Genomic DNA, 23,737 nt, shown 5'->3' on the forward strand with positions numbered 1-23,737 from the left:
CGGCGGGCGCTGTGGTTTCAACTCGACGGCGTCAAACAGAGCCAGTAAAATTGAGCCCATGACCTTTCGGCGCGTGACAGTCTCGCTGACGCATCCGGCCTTGCTTCTTGGCACACTCCTCAGTGCCGCGCTGCCGAATGCGGCGCTTGCCAACGACAAGGACTGCGTGATTCTGGAGGAGAGCTACGCCCAGATCGCGCGTCATGCCAGCCCCATCGAACGCAACAATATGCTGTTCTCCGCCACCGATAAGGGGTGCGAGAAACTGGCTCTGCTGACGCTCGAAGACGGCGCCTCGCTACAGGCGCGGGACCGCTTCGGCGCCAATCCGCTGGCCCATGCGGCAAAGGCGGGACAGCCGGAGCTGGCCGCCGTATTCCTCGAACGGGGCGCGGCAATCGACGCCCGCGATCTGGACGACTCGACCGCGCTCTACAAGGCGGCGGAGACCGGGCGGATGGATGTGGTCGAGCTGTTGGTCAAGCACGGGGCCAAGGTCGACCTCCCCGGCCGCAGCGGGATCACACCGCTCGGCGCGGCCGCCTATATGGGCAGCATGCCGATCGCCACCTTCCTGATCGGGCAAGGCGCCGATCCCAACCGGATCGACGAGACCGGCAAGACCGCCATCGTCTATTCGGCGGGGCGGGGCTTCACCCAGCTGACCGAGCTGCTTCTGGATAATGGCGTGGACGTCAACGCCCGCTACGGCAACGATCTGACCGTGCTGATGTGGGCGGCGGGCTATTCCAGCGAAGCGGGCCTACGCGACATGCAGAAGGTCATCGCCCTGCTTCTGGAGCGCGGCGCCAAGGTCGACGATCAGGATAATCGCGGGCGCACCGCGCTGATGATCGCCGCGGAGCTGGATCATGCCGCGGCGGTCGATCTGCTGCTCGAACACGGCGCCGACAAGACCTTGCGCGACAGCCAGGGCAAGCGGGCGAGCGACCTGACTTCCCTCACCGCTTTGCGGGAGAAGCTGGCCGCCCGCTAACGCCGCTAGCGGTTTCCGAGATAGGCGTCGATCTGCAGCCCGGCGAGATATTTCGCCAGCGCGGCGATGTCGTCCTTCGAGGCGGATTTCATCAGATCCGACATGCCGGGATTGTTGCCGCGGCTGCCGTCTCGGAAGGCCAGCATGGTCTTATGCAGGTATTCCTCCGACTGGCCGGCGAGCCTCGCCGTGGTGCCGTCGCCCTGGAAATGATCGAGGTGACAGCCGCGGCAGCCAATCGAGGAGGCAGCGGTCTGCGCCATCTTGGTGACATCGTCGGGGGCCGAAGGCTGGCCGAGATTGGGCCATTTCTGCTTGGTAAAATAGGCAGCGAGTTCCTGCATGTCGGACTTCTCCAGCTGGGCCGCGATGGGCTCCATGATGGGGTTCTTGCGGAAGCCCTTCTTGAAGTCGCGAAGCTGCAGATAGAGATAGCCCTCGTTCTGCCCCCAGATGACCGGCGTCTCCTTATTGATCGGAACGCCGTCCGCCCCGTGACAACCGGCGCAGATCGCCGCCTTGGCCGGTGCCTCCTGGGCGAGAAGATTTCCGCTGGCGAACGCAGCGGCAAGACACAGCGCCAAAGCCATGGCGCGAGCAAACAAATTCATCGAAATTCCCCATCTCAACCGTGTTCTTCAGCGGTCGCGAAAAGGACGGAGCGAAACGCCCCGTCCTTGCCGCAACAGCGTGTCGTTGCCGGCAACGATCAATCGACCGTGAAGGCGATGATGTTGTTGCCGCGCTTGAAGTCGATCTGGGTGTTACCGCCCGCACCGACCACGATGTATTGCTTGCCGTCCACCGCATAGGAGGCGGGCGGCGCGTTGACGCCGGCACCGGCATTGAACGACCACAGCACGTCGCCATTCTCCGCATCGTAGGCGCGGAACCAGCCGTCGCCCTCGCCGGTGAAGACGAGACCGCCGGCGGTGGTGAGGGCACCGCCCATCATCGGCAGCGGGGTCTTCACCTGCCATTTGATCTTGCCGGTGTTGTAGTCGACGGCGGTGACGTTGCCGAACTGCTCGGAGCCCGGGATCACCTTGAAGGCGCCACCAAGCCACAGCTTGCCGCCCGGATAGGCCGAATTCTCGACATGGTAGGTCATCGGCTGATGCAGGTTGACCGCATAGGTCAGGCCGAGATCGGGATTGACCGCCATGGGCGACCACTCCACGCCGCCATTGGCGCCGGGCAGCATCTTGGCGCCTTCCGGCGTCGGCAGGGTCCACATGCCGGTCTGATCGACCATCGGCTCGGAGAAGCGGATCAGGCTGCAATCGTCCCGGTTATGGACGTAGACATTGCCGGTCTTGCCGGCATGGATCACGCCGGGGACGGTCTCGCCGTCTTCGTTCTTCACGTCCAGCAGGATCGGCGGGCTGACCGAGTCCAGATCCCAGACATCGTGGGCGATGTACTGGAAGTGGCAAACATACTCGCCAGTCTCCAGATCCACCGCGACGAGAGAGTCGGTGTAGAGGTTGTCGCCCGGACGGATCGAGCCGTCGAGATCGGGAGACGGGTTGCCGACCACGAAGTAGATGCGCTTGGCTTCAAGATCCACAGCCGGGTTCTGCCAGACGCCGCCGCCGAGGGTCTCGTACGGATCGCCCAGCTTCTTCAGCGCCGCCTTCTCGGCCTTGATGTCGCGATGCATGTCCTTGCCGGTGGCATCGTGGGTGGCCCAGACGCCGACGGAATTTTCCGGGATGGTGTGGAAGTTCCAGACCTGCTTGCCGGTCTCGGCATCGTAAGCGCGGACGAAGCCGCGGATACCGTATTCGCCGCCATTGGTGCCGATCAGAATTTTGCCATCCACGGCGGTCGGGGCCATGGTCTCGCTATAGCCGAGCTCTGGATCGGCGATCTCAGTCTCCCAGACGAGGCTGCCGGTCTTGGCATCCAGCGCCACCAGCTTGGCGTCGAGGGTGCCCATATAGACCTTGTCCTTGTAGATGGCGACGCCGCGGTTGTTGGGGCCGCAGCAATAGGTGGTGATCGGCCCCATCTTGTGGGTGTAGTGCCAATACTCCTCGCCAGTCTTGGCGTTCAGCGCATAGACGTGATTGAAGGAGGTGGTCACATACATCACCCCATCGACGACGATCGGCGTCGTCTCCAGGGATTCCTTCACCTCGGTCTGGAAGATCCATGCCGGATGAAGCTTGCCGACATTGGATTTGTCGATCTGCTTGCCCGGAAAATAGCGGGTCTGATCGTAATTGCCGTTGGTATGAAGAAAGTTGTTGGCGTCACCCGCCGCCGCGCTGAGCTGATCCTGGCTCACCGAGGGAACCGGCGCCGGCTTCACTTTTTTAGTGGTCGCATTCTCGATTTCGCTACCGCTGAGCGCCGGGCCGGCGAAGCTCGCGACACCGAGCAATAGCGCACCACTCAGCGTGGCCGCTGTCCTTAAACACCCCATTTTTTCCTCCCGTTCGACCGGTGCCGCTCGGCCGGTTCATCCGGCCGTTCTGTCAGCACACGGCGAAAAAAGACTGCGCGGGGTGCGTCATTTTGTCAATAATCCTTGCCATGTATGCTATCTCAGATTTCCGTTTCTCTTCTCGTTTTTCGGGAAGATTTTCCTGGCTCAAGGATTTGCGAGAAGCTTGCCGGGGAGGCTTCCGGAAGCCTCGGTGTTGGCGTAGGCCGTTGCGGTCAAAAGGTTTTATATGCAGGTTCATAAGCGAAGCCGGCCGCAGACGCGAGGGGGAGGACAACGCCGAGAGGCGCCACCCCCGTTGTGGCGGCGCGTTACATTAAATCTTCGCGACAGCCTCCTAATCGCCCTGCTCGGGCTTGTAATCGCCTTGCCGGCACCCGGCGGATCGGCGGCTCAGCCGGCAAATGAGGCCGGCGGCGTCTCCGAGATTCCCATCGGCTATATCGCGCAGGCGGTGAAACGCCCGATCCCTCTCTCTCGCCTGAATACACGGCCGGAGAATCTCGGGATTGCCGGGGCTAGAATCGCGCTGAAGGACAACAACACGACGGGCAAGTTCACCAAGCAGCATTTCTCGCTCGACGTGAAAGAGGTGCCGATCGGGGGCGATGCGGTGGCGGCTTTCGAAAAGCTCGCCGAGACTGGGCATCATTTCATTCTGGTCGATGCGCCGGCGGAAACGCTGCTTGCATTGTCCGATGCGGCAAAGGGCAAGGACATCCTGCTGTTCAATGTCAGCGCCGAGGACGTGGCGCTGCGCCAGGCGGATTGCCGGGCCAATGTGCTGCATACCGCGCCGGATCTCGCCATGCTGGCGGATGCGCTGACCCAGTATCTGGTCTGGAAGCAGTGGCAGCGCTGGTTCGTGGTGAGCGGCCCCTATCCGAAAGACCAGGCCTATCTCCGGATGCTGCAGCGCGCGGCCAAACGCTTCGGCGCGCGCATCGTCGCCACCCGCGAATACCAGGAGACGCCGGGCGCGCGGCGCTCCGATACGGGCCAGCAGCTGATCCAGCGGCAGATGCCGGTCTTCACCCAGAACGTTCCCGATTACGACGTGCTGCTGGTGGCGGATCGCAGCGAGATCTTCGGCCCCTATCTGCCCTATCGCAGCTGGGATGCGCGGCCCGTTGCCGGCACGGCGGGCTTGCGGGCGATGAGCTGGCATCCGGCGCATGAGCAATGGGGCGCGACGCAAATGCAGAACCGGTTTCAGCGCTTCGCCCACCGCTTCATGCTGCCAGTCGACTATCAGGCCTGGCTGGCAGTGCGGGCGATCGGCGAGGCTGCCTCGCGGGTCGGCACGAACGATTTCGGCAAGATAGATGCGTTCCTGCGCAGCGACAAGCTGGAGCTTGCGGCCTTCAAAGGGCGCAAGGTGAGCTTCCGCAAATGGGACGGGCAGATGCGCCAGCCGATCATCGTGGCCGGGCCGGAGCTACCGGTCTCGGTGTCGCCGCAAGAAGGCTTCCTGCATCCGAAATCGGTCACTGATACGCTTGGGTTCGATGCGCCGGAGAGCGCATGCAAAATGCAATGAAGGGCGCGAGCGAAGCGCCACGGGAGGGAATGTTTATGTCCATGAGGTTGGGCGCGATCGGCGCCGCATTTGCCTTGGCGTTATCCGCCCTATCTGCGGCAGGGCCGGCATCCGGCTACACCGTCTATGTCTCCAACGAGAAGGGGAATTCCCTCACCGTTATCGACAGCGAGACGCTGCAGGTGCTGGAGACCATCATCGTCGGCGAGCGGCCGCGCGGCATCATCCTGACCCATGACGATAAGCATGTGCTGATCTGCGCCAGCGATTCCAACACGGTGCAGGTGCTCGACGTGGCGACCCACGAGATCGTCGGCAATCTGCCTTCGGGCCCCGATCCGGAACTGCTCAACATCCACCCCTCGGGCAGCCCGGTTTATATCGCCAACGAGGACGACGACCAGCTCACCGTGGTGGATCTCGATACGGAGAAGATGATCGCCGAGGTCGCGGTGGGCGTGGAGCCGGAAGGCGTCGGCGTCAGCCCCGACGGGAAGACCGTGGTGGTGACCTCGGAGACCACCAACATGGCGCATTTCATCGACACCGAAAGCTTCGAGATCACCGACAATGTGCTGGTCGGGTCGCGGCCGCGCTTCGCCGAGTTCACCGCCGACGGGTCGCAGCTCTGGGTGACCTCGGAAGTCTCCGGCACGTTATCGGTGATCGACGCCAAGACCAAAGAGATCATCAAGACCATCGGCTTCGACGTGCCAGGCGTGCAGCCCGACTATGTGCAGCCGGTCGGGGTGCGCGTCAGCGCCGACGGCAGCAAAGCCTTCGTGGCGCTGGGGCCGGCCAACCGCGTTGCGGTGATCGACGCCAAGACGTTCGAGGTGATCGACTATCTGCTGGTCGGCAAGCGGGTCTGGCAACTCGCCTTCACCCCCGACCAGAAGCTTCTCTTCGCCACCAACGGCAATAGCAACGACGTGTCGGTGATCGACGTCGACAGCCTGAAAGTGATCAAGTCGATCCCCACCGGCACCGCGCCTTGGGGCGTCGCCATCACCCGGAACTAAGCGCCGCTACTCCGCCGCGTGCAGCTCGGTATCGGGCATCGGGCTTGCGGGTTTTGCCGGCTTCGCTGCACGCTCCGGTACAGGTTCGGGCTGCGGTTCCGGTTGCGGCTGTGGCTCCGGCTGCTGTTCGGGGGCTTGCGCCGCTTGAGCCGATTGCGCTGCGGCACGTTCGGTCGCCGCCTGCTCGTCGCCGCAGGAGAAATCGCCTGCCAGAACCGCCCCACGCTCGACCTGGAAGTCGCCGCAATGCACCTGCCCCTCGACCCGGCCGGTGGAACGGAGCAGCAGAAGCTCCTTGACCTCGACATTGCTGGACAGGATCCCCTGAACATCGGCCTCGTTGGCGACGACATTGCCCCTCACCGCGCCCGCCGGCCCGATATGCAGCGACCCCGCCGTAACGTCGCCTTCCACGGTTCCCTCGACGACCATCTTTTCAGGCCCGGAAATCTCGCCTTTAAACGTCACACCGGGCCCGATATACGCCCCATTCGACTCAGAGAGCCGGAACTCGTCGGTTGCCATTCTGGCCATCTCCCCGCTTGCTGCGGCCTTGGCCATGCCCTTGCTAGCCGTGGCCGCATATCCAGTCCGTTTCCACCGCGATACGCAAACGCAACGCGAACAAACACGACGCAACACGACAAGCCGAGCTGCCTCTCTCAGCAGCGTTTCCGGCGTCTTCGATGCTAGTTGAAACCCACTCCCGACACTACCGGTGCGCTATAGCGCTGGGGCTATCCACATGCGCTGTGGACAGAAAATTCCCGACAGAAGTGGATTTTTTGCCGATGTGCAGTGGCTTAAGAATGAAGACTTCATGTATCCGCAGAACCGTGCGGAAGGCGCCTCTTGTCCGGCGAAGATGAGCCTTCCGTTTCTTTCGCACCCGCTCTGTCCGAATCTCGATTCCAATCACCGCATCTAAAGGGCCGCATCCAAAGGACCGCCATGACCTATCCGTGCCTCAGCAAATCCACCTGCGATCTCTACGACCAGTTCCTCGACGAGGCGCGGGTACCGTCGCCGATCTTCCGCGATTTCGGCGGCAAGCGGCGCTTCGGCGGCACGGTCGCCACGGTGAAATGCTTTGAGGACAATTCCCGCATCAAGGAGCAGGTGGCGACCGACGGCACCGGCAAGGTTCTGGTGGTGGACGCGGGCGGCAGTCTGCGCTGCGCGGTGCTGGGCGATCTCGTCGCCGGGGAAGCGGCCAAGAATGGCTGGGAGGGCATCATCGTGCTCGGCGGCGTCCGCGACAGCGCCGCGCTTGCCGAAATCGATATCGGAATCAAGGCGCTGGGAACCAACCCCCGCAAATCGGTGCGCCGGGGCGAAGGCTCGGTGGCGTTGCGCATCGATATCGCCGGGGCCTCGGTCGAGGATGGCGATGTGGTGGTCTGCGACGAGGATGGCATCATCGTGCTGACCGAGGCGCAGGCGAAGGCATAAGCGGGCATCCGCTTTCGGGCCGTTCAAAGGCCCTGCAAAGAAGCGCGGCAGTGAGGCTTCCAGGTCATAGACCGGCCTCCGAAATTCGGCCTAAGTAGCGGCTTCGAGCCGCCCTTCCCGCATCTAGGGCCCGGCGGCTGCCAACATCCTCAAGGGGGGAAAGATGCAAAAGGCTTTTGCAGAATTCATCGGCACCGCAGCCCTCGTGCTGATCGGCTGCGGCGCGGCCGTCATTGCCGGCATGGGCAGTGGCGCCACCGCGATCGACGTGCTCGGAATTGCATCGGCCTTCGGTCTTGCGCTGATCGCCATGGCGTATGGCATCGGGCAGGTCTCCGGCTGTCACATCAACCCGGCGGTCAGCTTCGGCGCGCTGTGCGCGGGGCGCATGGGCTTCGGCGATTTCGTCCTCTATGTGATCGCCCAGGTGCTGGGTGCGCTGGCGGGTGCCACGGTGCTGTTCTTCATCCTGTCCGGCAAGGCGTCGGGCTGGGATGGCGGCTTGGGGCAAAACGGCTTCGGCGCCGGCAATTTCGGCGAATACAGCATGGGCGCGGCCTTCCTGTTCGAGATGGTCGGCACCTTCTTGTTTCTGGTCTGCATTCTCGGCGTCACCCAGAAGGGCGCACCGGTGGGGATCGCGGGACTCGCCATCGGCCTGACCTTGATCGCCCTGCATCTGCTGGGTATCAACATCACCGGAACCTCGGTGAACCCGGCCCGCTCTATCGGACCGGCCATTGTCGGCCATTCCACCAATCCGGAGGCGGAGAGCCAGCTTTGGCTATTCATCATCGCGCCGCTGATCGGCGCGGGCGTTGCCGGCATTCTGTTCCGCACCGGCATCCTGTCCGCACCTTCGGAGGAGATCCCGGTGCGCGGCGAGGGCGAGTCCGACGTGGCCGCGGGCGCTTCGGCACCGGAGCCGGTCGCCGCCGCTCAAGCGCTGAGCTCCAGCGGGAGCTCGGTGAAGCGCGATACTGCTGCCGAACCGGCCAAAACGGCGACCAAGGCAGCGCCTAAAGCGGCCGCCAAATCGACGACCAAGTCTGCTGCCAAGTCGAGCAGCCGGGCGGCACCGAAAAAGAACTGGGCGGCGGATGTGAAGAAATATGTCCCGGACGCCAGCGACACGGCGATCGACGGCATCGTGCGCTATCTCGGCATTGCCTTGCAGAGTCGGGACGCTTCGCTGGTCTCCTATTCCGACCAATCGGAGCTGGACCGGGTGCGCGAGAGCTTCCTGAAAAAGAAGCTGAAGCTCACCGCCCCGGATGCCGAACTCGATGCCGCGATTGCCGAGATCGGCGCGCGCATGAAGCGGGTCCGCAACAAGAACCGCGTGACGGTCTATTACCTGCTGGCCGAGCGCTTCGATAAGCTCTCGCTGTTCGCTTAGGAAACAGCACCGGCCGGCATGAGAGAATGCCGGCCGGCTTAAGCTCCGCCTATTGCGGGTTGGTGCCGAGCTTCTCCAACGACTTCTCCAGCGCTTCCATCTGACCGCCGACGGTGAAGCTCGCCGGCCGCTGGCGCGGCGGGTAGTCCTCGAAGGTCTTCAGGAAGTTGCCGACATAGGCCTGGGCCGGAACCAGCACAAACGCCCGCGACAGCGCCCAGTCATAGTAGGTGTTGGAGGTGACGTCGGCCCGCTCATAGGGATCGCGGCGGAGATTGAATAGCTTCGGCACACGAAGCTCGGTGAAGGGTTCCGCCCAGATCCTGAACGTTCCATTGGCGCGCTGCTCGAGGAACACGACCTTCCAATCGTTATAGCGCAAGGCCATCAGGTCGCCGTCGTCGGAGAAATAGAAGATCTCGTTGCGCGGTGCGTCTTCCGTTTCGCCCGTCAGATAGGGCAAGAAGTTGTAGCCATCGAGATGGACCTTGTATTCCTCCGGCCCGGCTTGATAGCCGTCGAGCAGCTTCTGCTTGATATCGGGCTCGCCGGCCGCAGCCAGCAGGGTCGGCATCCAATCCATGTGGTGCATGATCTTATTGGAGACCGAGCCCGGTTCGATATGGCCGGGCCAGCGCACCATGGCCGGCACGCGCCAGCCGCCCTCCCAATTGGTGTTCTTCTCGCTGCGGAACGGCGTGGTCGCCGCATCCGGCCAAGTGTTCTGATGCGGTCCGTTATCGGTCGAGTAGAACACGATCGTATTGTCGGCGACGCCAAGGTCGTCGATCGCCTGTAAAAGCTGACCGACCTGGCGATCATGCAGCACCATGCCATCGGAATACTCGTCCTGGCCGGAAATGCCGCGATCCTTCTCCGGCACATGGGTGCGGAAATGCATATGGGTGCCGTTCCACCAGACGAAGAACGGCACACCGGCCTCGACCTGCTTGGTGATGAAGGCGATGGCGGCCTGGACGGTCTCGTCATCGATGGTCTCCATGCGCTTCTTGGTCAGCGGCCCGGTATCCTCGATGGTCTGCTTGCCAACCTTGCCGAAGCGCGGATCCACCGTCTCGTCATCCGTGTCGGTCGCGTAGGTGTGGAGCACGCCGCGCGGGCCGAAGGTCTCGCGGAATTTCGGATCCTTTGGATAGTCCTCGTTCTCCGGCTCCTCCTCGGCGTTCAGGTGATAGAGGTTGCCGAAGAACTCGTCGAAGCCGTGCACCGTCGGCAGGAACTCGTTCTTGTCGCCGAGATGGTTTTTGCCGAACTGGCCGGTGGCATAGCCGAGCGGCTTGAGCAGTTGGGCGATGGTCGGATCCCCAGCACGAAGCCCGAGATCGGCGCCGGGCAAGCCGACCTTGGAAAGGCCGGTGCGGAACACGCTTTGACCGGTGATGAAGGAGGACCGGCCCGCGGTGCAGCTTTGCTCGCCGTAATAATCGGTGAAGACCATGCCTTCATTGGCGACACGGTCGATATTGGGGGTCTTGTAGCCCATCAGCCCTTTGGTGTAGGTGCTGATATTTCCCTGGCCGATATCGTCGCCCCAGATGACGAGGATGTTCGGCTTGGTCTCCTCCGCCTCCTGGGCCAGGGCGGATTGCGGGATGAGAGCGATCAGCATTCCGGCAGCCAATGCTCTCGCCAACATTGCTATCTTGGACATTCCTCACCTCCCTTTACTTTCTTCAATGCAAAGTACTTAGAGCGTTAGCTCTCGAGACGAGCTGATGTTTTTCAAACGAACCAGCCGTGAAGCTTAGCTTTTCTTGATGGCACTGGGGAGTCTGTTGCAAATTCCACACTCTCTCGGAAGAGTTGTGCTAGAGTCCGGCCCTAAAATTGGCGAAGAAGGCCGGCCCCCAAGGCCCACGCAGGGAGCAGGTCGATGACGTCGGTGTTTGCGCATAACCCAAGGACGCTGCTCCACGTCTCGCCCTATATCCGGCGCCACGGCATTTCGCCCCGGCGGTAGGTGCGGCTCGCTACTTCGCGGCTTTCTTGATGACGGGTGGCTTCCAGCTGCCGTTGCCGACGGGCAGGATCGAGGGCGGTTCGGTCTTCGGCCAATAGAGCCGCATCACCATGTAGATCGGACCGTCCGGCGCCGGCAGCCAGTTGGATTCCTTCTCCGGCCCCGGCGACTTGTTCTGGATATAGATCGTCAGCGAGCCGTCCTCGTTCTTCTTGAGGTCCGGCAGCATCGGCGAATTGATCAGATAGCGGTCGATCGGGTTCTTGATCAGCAGCTGGGTCTTGCCGTCATACATGGTCACCGACCAGAAGGCGTTGACCGGCGGCAGATCGCCTTTTGCGAAGGTCAGTGTGTAATTGGCCTCGCTGCCATCGAGCGGCTTACCGTCGGCGTCGGTATGCGCGAGCGGATAGGTGGCCTCGACCGCATCGTTGCCATAGATACCGCCCTTGGCGCCAGCAGCTCGCTTCAGCCAATCGCCGTCATAGAAGGCGGCATCGCCGAACCAGGAACCGAGCTTCCATCCATTGATGTCGGCGGCGCCTTTGGCGAGATAGTTGGCGACCTTCTTGGCCCCTTGCTTCATGCCCAGACCGATCTCGATGCGGTGGCCGAGAGGGAGCTGATGGAAATCGAATGTCTTGTCCGGGCCGACACCGATCTTGGCGAGCTTGGCGCGGATCTCCTTCTCGTTCTCGGCAGGCGGCGCGAATTGCAGCGCGAAGTCGAGATACTCGAAGAAGTTGGTCTTCATCAGATCCTTGTCGATCTTCGGAAAGTCGACCGTCGCTGCGGCGGGCGGCGCGGCAGTGCCGAGATAACTGTGCAGCGGCTGCATCTTGTAGCCGGCCTGAACCTTCTTGACGTTGTCGATATCGGCGGGATCGAAAAGCTGGGTGCGGAAGATGGCGAGAGAGAAATCGGTGGAGGAGCGGAACACCTTGTCGATGCCTTTCGGCGCCTCGCCCTGCCAGCTGGGCCCGACCACCATATAGCTGCCGGGCTTACTGCCCGTCGCCCGGCTGCCGATATAGCCGTAGTTGAAGGTGTTGCCGTCGACGAGCTGCACCGAGTAGTAGCGCTTCTTCGCCACCTTCGGCACCGAGATCACGATAGGCTCGGCCCGCAGATCCATCCAGCCCATGGAATAGGGCGTGTCGCTGTTGGGCGTGACCACAGCGGTGTCTTTGTAGGTGTAGACCTGCGAGTCGTTCTTGATGTGGTTGAACGGCGCCTTGTACTGGCTGGAGGTCTTGTCGATGGCGTATTCGTACATCACGCCGTAATTCATCACGATGGGCAGGCCGTAGACGAAGCCCTCTTCGGCGATCTCCTTGGCCTCGCGGATATCCGGCCAATCTTCCGCCCCGGCTGCCGGCGCGGCGAAGACGAGCGCGGCAAGGCTGAAGCCAAGCCAGGCCGCTTTGGCGAAGTCGACTGTTCGGATCGGCATTTCGATACTCCCGCGAAATTCCATGCTTCTGTGTCCGGCAGGCAAGGCTGAGGATCGCAACTATAGGCTGTAATTCCGGGCGCGTCCTCTTCGGGGTGCGCGCTAGCGCCGGGAGCAGCCTTGCGTCTTGCCATTTGGCGCCAGAGACGAGGCGCCATGAAACCGGTCAGCCGGAAATACGCGAGAGCTGCAGCACGCGGCCGAAGCCGAGCGTGAAGACGCCATGCAGGATCACCGCCGGCCAGAGCAGCGGTCCGACGGTCTCGCCCCGGATGCCCAGGTAGAGTAGGAACAGGAAAGCGCCAAGATTATAGGCAAACAGGGCCAGGAGCGCGCTGTGCTGGCGCCGTGCCGGCCAGCAGGCAATGCAAAGCGCCAGAAGCGCAATGCCGGCGAGCTGCGCGGCGGGGAGCCCGACGCCTTGCGGATCGGCGCCAAACAGCAGCCGCACCGCGAGAGTGGGCAGAAAAACAAGCGCAAGGCCCGTCGCCACCTCGACGAGCACCGAGGCACTCGCGATCTTCCCGGTCCAGTCTCTTCCCAACATTCGCTTCGGCATCGCCCCCTCCTTAATTCGGTTTTACCCGTTTTATCGCATTTCGCACCGCTCGCCGGTTGACGGAATCTTGGAACGGTTCTAACTTAAATTTCTCTTTGGGCGAGAACCGGTAGGCAGCGCTCTGCGTTTCACCGGTGTCTGGATTTCACGGTTGAGATGAGGAGGCATTCTCATGACCACTTGCGCTTGCGACAACTGCCAGTTCTTCGACAATCAAACCAAGGCGTCTTCGAGCGCCGCGGAAAAAGCCGGCCTTTGCCGCTATAACCCGCCGCTTCCCGAGGACGGCAAGACCAGCGCTTGGCCCGTGGTGGCCAAGCAGGATTGGTGCGGCCACTTCGCCGCCACCGTCGAGCGGTTTATGCCGGCTGCGGCCGAGTAAAGCGCTCACCGCTTTTTAAATCCGATTTTTAGGAATTCGCCCGGCGCGTCCTCTGGGAGGGATGCGCCGGGTTTTCTTTTGTCCGGTTTCAGGCTGGCGCAGCAGCGAGACTCTTTGCGATTGCCTCGGCTTCCGCCTGACGCTCCGGCGCGATCACCGCCCAGGGGTATTCGGCAACCAGCGCCAGAACCGAATCGCGCCATCCCGCCTCGCGCATCTCCCGCAAAGACGCGAGCACGAAATCGGCGTCGGTATGGGCGAGCAGCGTCTTCACCGGCTGGCCATCGGCGGATGGGGCAACGCCCCGCTTCCTGAAACGCGCGATGCTTGAGGTAACCAGCTTGCGCTGCTCGGCTTGCTCCGCAGCGCGCACCTGCTCATGGAAGCGCAATGCCTCGGCCTCGATATCGATCTGCGGCGGGCTCGCCTCGGACTGCGCGGGCGGCGGCGTATCGCGAAAATCGATCCGGCCCTCGGTTGCCTCGGCGAGCCAGACGACATCTTCGGCGACGAGATCGCGGACCTCATGCCAATCGATGCCTGGCATCTGAAAGCGGTCGGCCGGATCGAGCTTGGCCAGGGCCGGCACGATGCTGCGGGCGCGAGTAGGATTATAGTCCTTGCCTTTCAGATAGGGGATTCGCCGGTTGATCGCTTCCAGCAGATGGACGGCGGTGTTGGAGAGGCTCTCATTGGCGCGCAGCACCTCGACGCCAAGCTCCCCCGGCGACCGGCCCAGGCTGACATCCAGAAAATCGGTGACCACGTCGCCGCCCTTCAGCGCGCTACGGTCGAAGGACCGGATATGCACCGTTGGGAAGGTCTCGATGAACTTCTCCAACCGCAGGCGGTATTTCGGCAGGACGCTTTGCGCCACGAGATCATCCGGTCCTTCCGGCGCCGCGTGAAGTCCGGCCTTGATCTCTTCGAAGCTCTGGCCGGATTTCACCAATTGCTGGGCGCGACTAGTGAAGCCGCCGAAGGGCTCCCGCACATAAGCGATGATTTCGATTTCGTCGAAATAGCGTTCCAGGAAGGTCTTGAGCTCTGCAAGCTTCGCCTTCGGGAGCTGGGTGAAGCCCTCGCCGGAGACGATCTCAATTTCCGCCTCGCTCTCGGCGAGGTAACGCTCGAACTCTTGCCGGGCCCTGTTCCAGAAGGCCGGGCGCGCGGCGAAGGACGGCGTCATCGGCGCAAGAACGCGCGGCATCGCCACCAGCCGCGCATCGAAGCAGCCGGTAAGATAGGAGTGGTTGCCGCGGCCGGGGAAATAGCCGATGCCGCGCGCGCGCAAAGCGTCGCGGACGTGAAACAGGCTGCGCTGGATGGACGAGGTACCCGTCTTATGCAGCCCGATATGGAAGACGCAGCGGCGCACAGCTCTCCGACCTTCGCATGGAAACAGCTCACGGCCCGCCAGACTCATTCGGTGACGACCGTCTTCGGGCGACTAAATCCCATAAGGCGGAACGCGGCAAGCCGGCTACGTTGCGCTAGCTCTTCGCCTCTTCGGCGAGTGCCTTGAGACCGGCCAGCGCATAGCGGGTCATGCGGTCGACCAGGACCGGCGCATCTTCCGGCTCGAGGCGGAGATAGGGAAAGGCGATCTTCAAAGTGGGGCGGTCGCCGATCACCAAAAGGATGTTCGGCGCGATCACGCTGACGCAGCCATGGGCCACGAGGGGGTGATCCTCGGGCAGGCCCATGAGGTCGGAGACGATCGCCCGTATGATGCTCGCCTTGCGGGGAAATTCGTTCTGGAGCAGCTGCATGGCGGGCGATGGGGCGAGGAACTCCCGGCTCAGCACCTTCAGCTTCCAGGAGGTGGAGTTGGGGCCGGTGACCCGGTCCGCAATCACGGTGAAGAACGCCCGCAGCTTGGCCTCCGGCGTGGTCTCGGCTGCCGTCGCGCCCGATAGGGTCTCGTAGCTCAAAAGCTCGTCATGCGCCTTCACCAGCACTGCGGTGTAGAGATTTTCGATCCCGCCGAAATAATAGTTCACCGCCGCTGGATTGATGCCGGCGCGCTCGGCGATTTCCTTGCCCGTGGCGCGGTCCGGTCCTTTCTCGGCAAAGACCTGGCCGGCCGCCTCGAGCAGGGCCTGAACCTTGCCGTCGCCCCGGTCCTGCCGCGCAGCGCGATAGGCGCGGGCATCCAATGGCGGCAAATTGGGAAAGCGGGTTTCCATAGATGCAGCATAGCTGCCGGCGCGATATAACTCAAATTCAAAATTAAAATTTGAATTTGACGCAGATCGAAGCAGTGCCTAGTCTCGTTGGAGACAAAGGAAGGGCCGGTCTCATGCGGCGTCGCTTAATCATTGTCGGACTTGCCGTGATTGCCGCGGCCGCCGGTCTGGCGTGGTGGTACTCCAGCCATAACGGCAGCTCCGACGAGCTGACGCTTTACGGCAATGTGGATCTGCGCCAGGCGGCGCTCGCCTTCGACAACAGCCAGCGGATCGCCGAGGTGCTGGTCGAGGAAGGCGATCACGTCGAGAAGGGCCAGGTGCTGGCCAAGCTAGATACCGGCCGCCTCGCCCCGCAAGTGGCGGAGGCCGAAGCCACGGTCGCAGCACAACGTGCCGTGGTGGAGCGGCTGCATAACGGCAGCCGGCCGGAGGAAATCGCCCAGGCCCGCGCCGATCTCGCCTCCGCCAAGGCAGATGCGGTGAATGCCAAGAAGCAATACGAGCGCAAGAAGACGCTGGTCGCCAAATCCTATGCCAGCCAGCAGGACGCCGACACCGCGCTGGCCGCCATGGAGGTGGCCGACGCCAAGGTGGAGGTGGCGCAGAAGGCGCTCGATCTCGCCATTGCCGGGCCGCGGGTGGAAGAGGTGGCCGAGGCCGAGGCACAGCTTCGCGGCGACGAGGCGCAGCTCGCTCTCCTCAAGCAGCAGCTCGCCGATGCGGTTCTCAAAGCGCCGTCGAACGGCATCATCCGCTCGCGGCTGATGGAGGCGGGCGAGATGGCGACGCCGCAAAGCCCGGTCTATTCGCTTGCCCTCACCGACCCGAAATGGGTGCGCGCCTATGTGTCGGAAACCGATCTGGCAAAGGTGCATCCCGGCATGGCGGCTTTCGTCCAAGTGGACGGGCTACCAGACAAGAAGTTCGAAGGCTGGGTCGGTTTCATCTCGCCTGTGGCCGAGTTCACGCCGAAGACGGTGCAGACGGAAGAGCTGCGCACCAGCCTGGTCTATGAGGTGCGGGTGTTCGTGAAGGACCCGGACGATCAGCTCCGCCTCGGCATGCCGGCGACGGTGCTGCTGCCGCTAGGGGCCGATGCGCCGAAGCCACATACGGGCGAAGAGCCGGCGATCTCTTCCGATGCTCCCGCCCCATCCGAAGCCGCCGCCGCTGCGAGCCCTACGGGAACGCAATGACCGGCGAAGCGCCCCCTCCCCTGATCGTCCGCGATGTGGTGAAGAGCTTCAAGCGGGAGACGGGCGAGCCGGTGCTGGCGCTCGACCATATCTCCTTCGAGGCTAGGCAAGGCACGCTGACCGCGCTGGTCGGCCCGGATGCGGCCGGTAAGACCACGCTGATTCGGCTCGCCACCGGGCTGATCACCCCCGACGAGGGCTCGCTTCAGGTCGCCGGGTTCGACGCCGCCAAAAATCCGCAGGAAGTGCAGGACCGCATCGGCTACATGCCGCAGCGCTTCGGCCTCTATGAAGATCTCACCGTGCAGGAGAATTTCGATCTCTATGCCGATCTGCACGGGGTAAGCGGTGCGGAGCGCGCCCGGCGCTACAACCAGCTGATGGAGATGACGGCGCTGGGGCCATTCCGCGACCGGCTGGCCGGGCGGCTCTCGGGTGGCATGAAGCAGAAGCTCGGCCTCGCCTGCACGCTGGTGCGCACGCCGGAGCTTCTGTTGCTCGACGAGCCGACGGTGGGCGTCGATCCGCTATCGCGGCGCGAGCTTTGGGACATCATCCTGCATCTGGTGCATGAAGAGCGCCACACCGTGCTGCTCAGCACCTCCTATCTGGACGAGGCGGAGCGCTGCGATCACACGGTGGTGCTGTATGACGGCAAGCCTCTGGCGCAAGGCAAGCCGGAGGAGATCAGCGCCAAAGCCGAAAAGCGCAGCTTCCTGGTGACCCCGCCGGAAGGGCAGAACGCCCGCAATCTACAAGCGCAGCTGCTGCAGAACCGGACTATCGCCGATGCTGTGCCTCATGGCGGCGAGGTGCGCCTGGTCACCGCCGAGGCGTCCACCCCCGGCGCCGAAGCCAAGGCGCTGAAGCTTCCGAGCAAAGCCGTGCGGCGGACCGCGCCGCGCTTCGAAGACGGCTTCATGGTGCTGCTGCACGGTCACGGCGAACGCGAGGCGAAGATCGACATGACCCTCGACAAGGCACCGGGCGAGGCGCGCGGGCCAGCGGTGGAGGTGCACGATCTGGTGCGCAAGTTCGGCGCGTTCACCGCCGTCGATCACATCAGTTTCAGCGTCAAGCGCGGCGAGATCTTCGGGCTGCTGGGCCCCAACGGCGCCGGCAAGACCACTACCTTCCGCATGCTGTGCGGGCTTCTGCCGGCGAGCTCCGGCACGTTATGCGTCGCCGGGGCCGATCTTCATACCGCGCGGGCCTCGGCACGGGAGCGGGTCGGCTATATGGCGCAGAAATTCTCACTCTACGGCGCCCTCAACGTCACCGAGAATCTGGATTTCTTCGCCCGCGCCTATGGGCTCCTCGGACGGCGCAAGCGGCAGCGCCTGGATTGGGCGATGACGCAGTTCGAGCTGCGCGAGTTTGCCAAGCTTACCAGCGAGCAGCTTCCCGGCGGCTATAAGCAGCGCCTCGCCATGGCGGCAGCGCTGCTGCACGAGCCGGATATTCTGTTTCTCGACGAAGCCACCAGCGGCGCCGATCCCATGGCGCGGCGGGAGTTCTGGAGCCGCATCAACGCGCTCGCCGAGCAAGGCGTCACGGTGATCATCACCACCCATTTCATGGAAGAGGCGGAGTATTGCGACCGGGCGGTGATCATGGATGCCGGGCGGCTTCTGGCCGAAGGCACGCCGGCGGAGCTTCGCGGCTATGCCAAGACGGCGAAGGGCCACAAGCCCAGCATGGAGGATGCCTTCATCGCCATCGTGGAAGAGGCGCGCAAAGCCCGCGCCCAGACGGATGAGGCCGCATAAGCCATGGCCAAACGCGACGTCGCACAGCCAGAGCGCCTGGAGCCGGAGGCCGATAGCGGCCCGCGCAAGCTGCAGCGCATTATCGCCCTGGTGCGCAAGGAGAGCTATCAGGTGATGCGCGATCCGAGCAGCATCGCCATCGGCGTGGTGCTGCCGGTGATCTTGCTGCTGCTGTTCGGCTATGGGCTGTCGCTGGACGTGAAGAACGTGCCCGTCGCGGTGGTGCTGGAGGATGCCTCTCCGGATGCGCGCGGGCTGGCCTCCGGCTTTGCGCTCTCGCCCTATTTCGACGCTTATCCGGTGCGCTCCATGGCCATGGCGGAACGGCTGATGCGGGCCCGCGAGGTGGATGGCATCGTGCGCATCCGCTCCGATTTCAGCCGCGAGACGGCGCGCGGCCGCGGCGAGGTGCAGGTCGTGGTGCACGGCACCGACGCCAACACCGCGCGCATCGTGCAGGGCTATGCCAATGGCGCGGTGGGGCAATGGATGGCCCGGCGGGCCGCCGAAGGGCACCCCGTGGGCGCCGCACCGATCGATATCGAAAGCCGGCTGTGGTTCAACGCCGCCAATGACAGCACCTATTTTCTGGTGCCGGGGCTGATCGTTCTGGTGATGACGCTGATCGGTGCGTTTCTCACCGCGCTGGTGATCGCGCGGGAATGGGAGCGCGGCACGTTCGAAGCGCTGTTCGCCACCCCTGTGCATGCCGACGAGATTTTGCTCGGCAAGACCATCCCCTATTTCGTGATGGGAATGATCGGGCTGGCGCTTTGCGTGGTCGGCGGGGTGGTGCTGTTCGGCGTGCCCTTGCGCGGCTCGATCCCGGTGCTGGTCATCGTCTCGATGCTGTATCTGCTGGTCTCGCTCGGCATCGGGCTGGTGATCTCCGCGGTGACCAAGAGCCAGCTCGTCGCCAGCCAGATGGCGCTGCTTCTCTCCTTCCTGCCAGCGATGATGCTGTCGGGCTTCCTGTTCGACCTCAACAGCATGCCGGCGGCGATCCGTGCGATCACCTATGTGCTGCCGGCCCGCTATTACGTGGCGCTGCTGCAGACGCTGTTTCTGGCCGGCGATGTGTGGAACGTGATCTGGCCCAACGCCGCGGTTCTGGCGCTGATGGCGATCGCCCTGATGCTCGGCGCCAAGGCCGCAATCCGCAAGAGGCTGCCATGAGGCGGATGGTTCTTGCATCGGTCTATCGCGTGCTGGCGCTGATCGCCAAGGAGCTGCTGGTGCTGCTGAAGGATCCGCGCAACCGGATCAGCGTGTTTCTGCCGCCGCTGATCCAGACGCTGATGTTCGGCTATGCGGCGACCTACGATCTCAACAACGTGCCCTACGCGGTGCTGGATCAGGACCGCAGCCAGGCCAGCCGCGAGCTGATCTCCCGGCTGGACGGCTCCGGCGTGTTCAACCGGGTGGCAACGCTGGACCGGGCCTCGGACATCAAGACCACCATCGACGACCGGGATGCCATCCTGGTGGTGCAGATCGGCCAGGAGTTCGAGCGCGACCTGCAAGCCGGGCGCACCGCCGAGCTGCAGGTGATCGCCGATGGGCGGAACTCCAACACTGCCGGTGTCGCGTTGTCCTATGTCAGCGCGGTGGCGCAGAGCTTCGGTGCCGAATGGCAGCAGGCGCATAACCAGACCGGACCGCCGATCACCATGACCACGCGGGCCTGGTACAATCCCTCGCTGGAGACGCGCTGGAACATGATCCCGGCGCTGGTCGGCACGCTGACCTTGCTGCAGACCCTTTTGCTGACGGCAATGTCGGTGGCGCGGGAGCGCGAGCAAGGCACCTTCGATCAGCTGCTGGTGACGCCGTTCCGTCCCTACGAGATCATGATCGGCAAGGCGGTGCCATCGATGATGGTGGGCACCATTCAGGCGACGCTGATCCTGCTGGTGGCGCAGCTTTGGTTCCGCATCCCCTTCGCCGGCTCCTTCGTCACCCTCTATATCGGGCTGGTGTTCTTCCTGATGGCGTCGGTGGGGATCGGGCTGATGGTGTCCTCCTTCGTGAACACCATGCAGCAGGCGATGCTGTTCTCCTTCGTGCTGCTGATGCCCTTCACCCTGCTGTCAGGGCTGACCACGCCGATCGCCAACATGCCGCAAGTGCTGCAATACCTGACCCTGCTCAATCCCCTGCGCTATGCCATCGAGATCGCGCACCGGGTCTATCTGGAGGGTGCGGGGCTGGTCGAGCTGTGGCCGGATATCTGGCCGCTGATCCTGATCGGCGCAGTGACCCTGCCGGTCTCCGCCTGGATGTTCCGCCACCGGCTGACGTGACGGGGGGCGTCGTCTCAGATTCGCACCACCAGCATCTCGGCTTCTAAGAGACTGAGATCGTCCGACCAGCCGGTGCGCAGCAGCATGGCGCCAAGCAGATTCAAGCAAGGCTCGGGCGTGAGCTTCTGACAGGCCGGGAGATCGCCGCAATTCTTCGCGAAGGCCTGCGCCGCGATCAAAGCGTCGGCTTTGTGATCGACGCCCTTGTCTTCACCACTGACGAAGGCCTCCCACATCAGGATTGTGCCGGGCTCGGACGGCGGATTGCGATAGTCGAGCGTCACCACTGCGCTGGGCATCGCGGCCCGCAGCGTTGTCAGAAGATTCGGGACCACGCCCAATGCTGCGGCCAAGGTAGAAGCCCCTGGACCGGCACTCCAGGACCGTCCCTCTTCGCCCTGCCGGGGCTTGAGCGTCTCATTGAGATCGTCGCGCATCGGCACCCAAAGCGGCGCTTCGAAGCCGAGAGACACAGGCCCTTTTGCCGAGGCCTCGGCGATCCGCTTGACCAGACCTTCGAAATCGGCGTCGAAGGATTCGTCCGGTGCAATCGCCCAGGCTAGATTTCCTTTGTTCGGCGAGCCGATATCGACCGCGGCAACCAGCGTCGGTTTGAACATGCGCAACTCCCCCTTTGCGAGCGCATCCGGATATTTCTACCTTTGCGGGTATATCCGGAAATGTCTACTCGTTCATGTAATGAGCCCGCCGATCCGCTATCCTTCTCTGTCATGAGATGCGGCTTGCTGAGCTTTTTGCTGGTGCTAGAGCTGGTACTTGTGGCCCTGCCCTCTGGCGCACAGGCGCAAGACGCCGCGCCCGCCTTCGATCAGACCCGGGTTCATCTCTATTTCTTCACCAGCCCGACCTGCCCTCATTGCGCCAGGGCGCGGGCGTTTCTGACACCGCTCCTGGCCGATAAGCCCGCCGTCAAGCTGCACGATTTCGAGCTGGACGGAGACCCGATCGCAGAACGGGCATTCGTCGACCTCACGCGGAGCTTCGGCATCGATCCGCCCTCGGTGCCGCTGATCGTGGTCGGCGGGCAGGTTTTCCTCGGCTACGACACCGATGCCAGCACCGGCGCGGAGATCGAGAAGGTTCTGCAGCGCTGCCTTCAAAGCCCCTGCGTCGATCCGGCGGCGCCGATCATTGCCGCGGCGACGCGCGAGGCTGAAGGCGAGACGCCGGTGCCGGATGTGACCATCAACCGGACCGGCGTGCCCAACCGGCTCAGCGTGCCGTTGCTCGGCGAGGTCGAGACCAAGAGCCTGTCGCTCCCAGTGCTGACCATCGTCCTGGCGGCGATCGACGGGTTCAATCCGTGCGCCATGTGGGTGCTGATCTTCCTGATCGGGCTGCTGCTGGGGCTGAACGATCCGGTGCGGATGTGGACGTATGGAGCGGTGTTTCTGATCACCTCCGGCGTGGTCTATTTCCTCTTCATCGCCGCCTGGCTGAATCTCTTCTTATTCCTGGGCACGCTCGCCTGGGTGCGTATCGCGGTGGGCGGCTTCGCGCTTCTCGCCGGCGGCTATAATCTGATTGAATTCGTGCGCAATCCGGATGCCGCCTGCACGGTCACCTCGCCGGAGGAGCGGCGGCGGGTGATGGACCGGTTACGCGATGCGGTGAACCAGCGCTCCTTCCTGCTGGCCATCCTCGGCATCGTGGTGCTGGCCGTGGCGGTGAACATGATCGAGTTTCTGTGCTCGGCGGGAATTCCGGCGGTCTATACCCAGATGCTCTCCTTGAGCGATCTTTCCACGCCGGCCTATTACGCGTATCTGGCGCTCTACATCTTCGTGTTCATGCTGGACGATGCCATCGTCTTCATCGCCGCCATGGCGACCCTGCAGGCGAGCGGCCTTGCCGCCACCTATTCGCGCTACTCGCATCTGATCGGCGGAGTGGTGCTGGCGGCGATTGGGCTGCTCTTGATCCTGCGGCCGGAGCTGCTTGCCTTCGCTTGATGTATGTTTCGGAGCGAACGGCGCGATAGCGCCAAATGGCAAGACTTCCGGTGGCCAGAAGCAACGGCCCCACTTGGCGGCGTCCCTTCGGGGATGCCGCCAGCCTCCTTCGTCATTGCAGGGCGGTGTCGAGATCGACCTTGGTCCAGCTCGTGTCGGGATCGAAGCTTTCGATCTTGTCGGCAAGCGCATCGGTGTCTTCGCCGAGATCCTTCTGGAACACCACGCCGTCGTGATTGACCATGAAGGTCATGATGCCCGAATTGCCGTAGGCTGCCGGGTAGGCGAGAAGCGCAAAGCCGCCGATCATGCGTCCGTCGACGACATAGTCGTAGGCGCCGCCCTCGGCGTCGGGACCCTGGCTTGTGAGGATGCAGTAATAATAGCCGTGATAGGGCTTCGGCTCTTCGCCGAATTCGTAGCCTTCCGCCGAGGCGTCGGCGAACAGGGCGCCCAGCGGGCTCGGCGTCTCGCCGTCCTTGGTCGCCCAATAGAGCCCGTCCTTCTTGCCCGGCGCGCTCATCAGGAATTGCGCGTAAGGCGGCGGCGCCTTGCCGTCGATATCCAGGGCGGCATAGTCGTTCTGCGCGGCGACATAGGCGAGCGAGGCCTGGATCGCGGAGAGCTCGTTGCGGCCGATGCGGCGGAGCAGGATCTCATCGAGACCGGCAGCGGAATCGAACTCCCATTCGCCGTCTTTCTTGACGATCGGGATCGGGAACGGCCAGCTATCCTCACCGATTATGAGGATCGAGGTGTCGTCCCCCTCATAGTGCATGCTGTGCTTCTTCTCATAGCCGGCGATGAAGGCATCGCGGGCATTGCGGTCGGCAACCTTGTCGCCGGATTGGACGACGTCGCGGCCGTCGGGGCCGAGGATGTCCAGAACCGCTTTCCGATCCGCCTGCTTGGCGGCCGAGACGAGCGCATCCGCCGCCGCTTCGGGGCTGTCGAATTTCTCCTGGGCGAGGGCCGGAGCACACCAAAAGGCGAGAACGGCAAAAAGTGCCGGCAGCCATCGCCGCGTTACCAGAGCGTGACTCATTGCAGTGTTCCTCAAACGATCA

Annotated in this window: 21 protein-coding genes; 11 read left to right on the top strand and 10 right to left on the bottom strand. The window is 63.3% G+C overall.

The window, feature by feature from the left end:
- The first annotated feature begins 58 nt into the window (after positions 1 to 58).
- Positions 59 to 997, top strand: a complete 939-nt coding sequence (locus HT051_RS13760; protein ID WP_174542565.1) for an ankyrin repeat domain-containing protein — start codon at positions 59 to 61, stop codon at positions 995 to 997.
- A 5-nt stretch (positions 998 to 1,002) separates the two neighbouring features.
- Here the strand turns inward: HT051_RS13760 and HT051_RS13765 are convergent, their stop codons facing one another.
- A complete protein-coding gene (locus HT051_RS13765; protein ID WP_174542566.1) occupies positions 1,003 to 1,608 on the bottom strand; it encodes a cytochrome c4 in 606 nt (201 codons plus the stop codon).
- A gap of 98 nt (positions 1,609 to 1,706) precedes the next feature.
- The gene (locus HT051_RS13770) at positions 1,707 to 3,428 is read right to left on the bottom strand and encodes a PQQ-binding-like beta-propeller repeat protein (protein ID WP_174542567.1); all 1,722 of its coding nucleotides are present in this window, start codon (positions 3,426 to 3,428) and stop codon (positions 1,707 to 1,709) included.
- A 319-nt stretch (positions 3,429 to 3,747) separates the two neighbouring features.
- Between HT051_RS13770 and HT051_RS13775 the strand changes: the two genes are divergently transcribed.
- Positions 3,748 to 4,989, top strand: coding sequence for an ABC transporter substrate-binding protein (locus tag HT051_RS13775; protein WP_371740588.1), 1,242 nt, complete (start codon positions 3,748 to 3,750; stop codon positions 4,987 to 4,989).
- Positions 4,990 to 5,024: 35 nt separating this feature from the next.
- Positions 5,025 to 6,011: a PQQ-dependent catabolism-associated beta-propeller protein gene (locus HT051_RS13780; RefSeq protein WP_371740589.1), complete on the top strand. Its 987-nt coding sequence runs from the start codon at positions 5,025 to 5,027 to the stop codon at positions 6,009 to 6,011.
- 6 nt (positions 6,012 to 6,017) lie between these two features.
- Here HT051_RS13780 and HT051_RS13785 read toward each other — a convergent pair whose 3' ends face one another.
- Positions 6,018 to 6,536, bottom strand: coding sequence for a polymer-forming cytoskeletal protein (locus HT051_RS13785; protein ID WP_174542570.1), 519 nt, complete (start codon positions 6,534 to 6,536; stop codon positions 6,018 to 6,020).
- Between the two features lie 426 nt (positions 6,537 to 6,962).
- On the opposite strand from HT051_RS13785, the gene rraA reads away from it, so the two are divergent.
- Together rraA and HT051_RS15310 are read left to right on the top strand one after the other, a co-directional pair.
- A complete protein-coding gene (gene rraA / locus HT051_RS13790; protein WP_174542571.1) occupies positions 6,963 to 7,463 on the top strand; it encodes a ribonuclease E activity regulator RraA in 501 nt (166 codons plus the stop codon).
- A 163-nt stretch (positions 7,464 to 7,626) separates the two neighbouring features.
- Complete coding sequence (locus tag HT051_RS15310; RefSeq protein WP_208454331.1) at positions 7,627 to 8,862, top strand: DUF2853 family protein; 1,236 nt, start codon at positions 7,627 to 7,629, stop codon at positions 8,860 to 8,862.
- A 49-nt stretch (positions 8,863 to 8,911) separates the two neighbouring features.
- Here HT051_RS15310 and HT051_RS13805 read toward each other — a convergent pair whose 3' ends face one another.
- The 3 genes from HT051_RS13805 to HT051_RS13815 form a co-directional block, all read right to left on the bottom strand.
- A complete protein-coding gene (locus tag HT051_RS13805; protein WP_174542572.1) occupies positions 8,912 to 10,534 on the bottom strand; it encodes an arylsulfatase in 1,623 nt (540 codons plus the stop codon).
- A 319-nt stretch (positions 10,535 to 10,853) separates the two neighbouring features.
- Positions 10,854 to 12,296, bottom strand: coding sequence for a DUF1254 domain-containing protein (locus HT051_RS13810; protein ID WP_174542573.1), 1,443 nt, complete (start codon positions 12,294 to 12,296; stop codon positions 10,854 to 10,856).
- Between the two features lie 166 nt (positions 12,297 to 12,462).
- Positions 12,463 to 12,855, bottom strand: coding sequence for a hypothetical protein (locus HT051_RS13815; RefSeq protein ID WP_174542574.1), 393 nt, complete (start codon positions 12,853 to 12,855; stop codon positions 12,463 to 12,465).
- 172 nt (positions 12,856 to 13,027) lie between these two features.
- Between HT051_RS13815 and HT051_RS13820 the strand changes: the two genes are divergently transcribed.
- The gene (locus tag HT051_RS13820) at positions 13,028 to 13,237 is read left to right on the top strand and encodes a hypothetical protein (protein ID WP_174542575.1); all 210 of its coding nucleotides are present in this window, start codon (positions 13,028 to 13,030) and stop codon (positions 13,235 to 13,237) included.
- Between the two features lie 88 nt (positions 13,238 to 13,325).
- Here the strand turns inward: HT051_RS13820 and HT051_RS13825 are convergent, their stop codons facing one another.
- Entirely contained in the window at positions 13,326 to 14,615 is a 1,290-nt protein-coding gene (locus HT051_RS13825; RefSeq protein ID WP_174542576.1) for a hypothetical protein, read from the bottom strand.
- A gap of 115 nt (positions 14,616 to 14,730) precedes the next feature.
- Positions 14,731 to 15,426: a CerR family C-terminal domain-containing protein gene (locus HT051_RS13830; RefSeq protein WP_174542577.1), complete on the bottom strand. Its 696-nt coding sequence runs from the start codon at positions 15,424 to 15,426 to the stop codon at positions 14,731 to 14,733.
- Positions 15,427 to 15,539: 113 nt separating this feature from the next.
- Here HT051_RS13830 and HT051_RS13835 point away from each other — a divergent pair, with 113 nt between their 5' ends.
- From HT051_RS13835 to HT051_RS13850, 4 genes are read left to right on the top strand one after another with little or no spacing between them, the layout of a single operon-like run.
- Positions 15,540 to 16,625, top strand: a complete 1,086-nt coding sequence (locus HT051_RS13835; protein WP_174542578.1) for an efflux RND transporter periplasmic adaptor subunit — start codon at positions 15,540 to 15,542, stop codon at positions 16,623 to 16,625.
- Positions 16,622 to 18,394 (top strand): ATP-binding cassette domain-containing protein, encoded by a 1,773-nt coding sequence (locus HT051_RS13840; protein WP_174542579.1) that lies wholly within the window; start codon positions 16,622 to 16,624, stop codon positions 18,392 to 18,394. The genes HT051_RS13835 and HT051_RS13840 overlap by 4 nt, the downstream gene beginning before the upstream one ends.
- A gap of 3 nt (positions 18,395 to 18,397) precedes the next feature.
- On the top strand, positions 18,398 to 19,570 hold the full coding sequence (locus HT051_RS13845) for an ABC transporter permease (RefSeq protein WP_174542580.1): 1,173 nt from the start codon (positions 18,398 to 18,400) through the stop codon (positions 19,568 to 19,570).
- A complete protein-coding gene (locus HT051_RS13850) occupies positions 19,567 to 20,697 on the top strand; it encodes an ABC transporter permease (RefSeq protein ID WP_246810102.1) in 1,131 nt (376 codons plus the stop codon). Before HT051_RS13845 ends, HT051_RS13850 begins: the two co-directional genes overlap by 4 nt.
- A 14-nt stretch (positions 20,698 to 20,711) precedes the next feature.
- Here HT051_RS13850 and HT051_RS13855 read toward each other — a convergent pair whose 3' ends face one another.
- On the bottom strand, positions 20,712 to 21,317 hold the full coding sequence (locus tag HT051_RS13855; RefSeq protein ID WP_174542582.1) for a hypothetical protein: 606 nt from the start codon (positions 21,315 to 21,317) through the stop codon (positions 20,712 to 20,714).
- Positions 21,318 to 21,440: 123 nt separating this feature from the next.
- On the opposite strand from HT051_RS13855, the gene HT051_RS13860 reads away from it, so the two are divergent.
- Entirely contained in the window at positions 21,441 to 22,670 is a 1,230-nt protein-coding gene (locus HT051_RS13860) for a glutaredoxin (protein ID WP_174542583.1), read from the top strand.
- 112 nt (positions 22,671 to 22,782) lie between these two features.
- On the opposite strand, the gene HT051_RS13865 is transcribed toward HT051_RS13860, so the two are convergent.
- Complete coding sequence (locus HT051_RS13865; protein ID WP_174542584.1) at positions 22,783 to 23,715, bottom strand: DUF2950 domain-containing protein; 933 nt, start codon at positions 23,713 to 23,715, stop codon at positions 22,783 to 22,785.
- Between the last annotated feature and the right edge of the window lie 22 nt (positions 23,716 to 23,737).

The sequence above is a fragment of the Methyloligella sp. GL2 genome (genome assembly GCF_013341275.1).
In the GTDB taxonomy this organism is placed as follows: Bacteria; Pseudomonadota; Alphaproteobacteria; order Rhizobiales; family Methyloligellaceae; genus Methyloligella.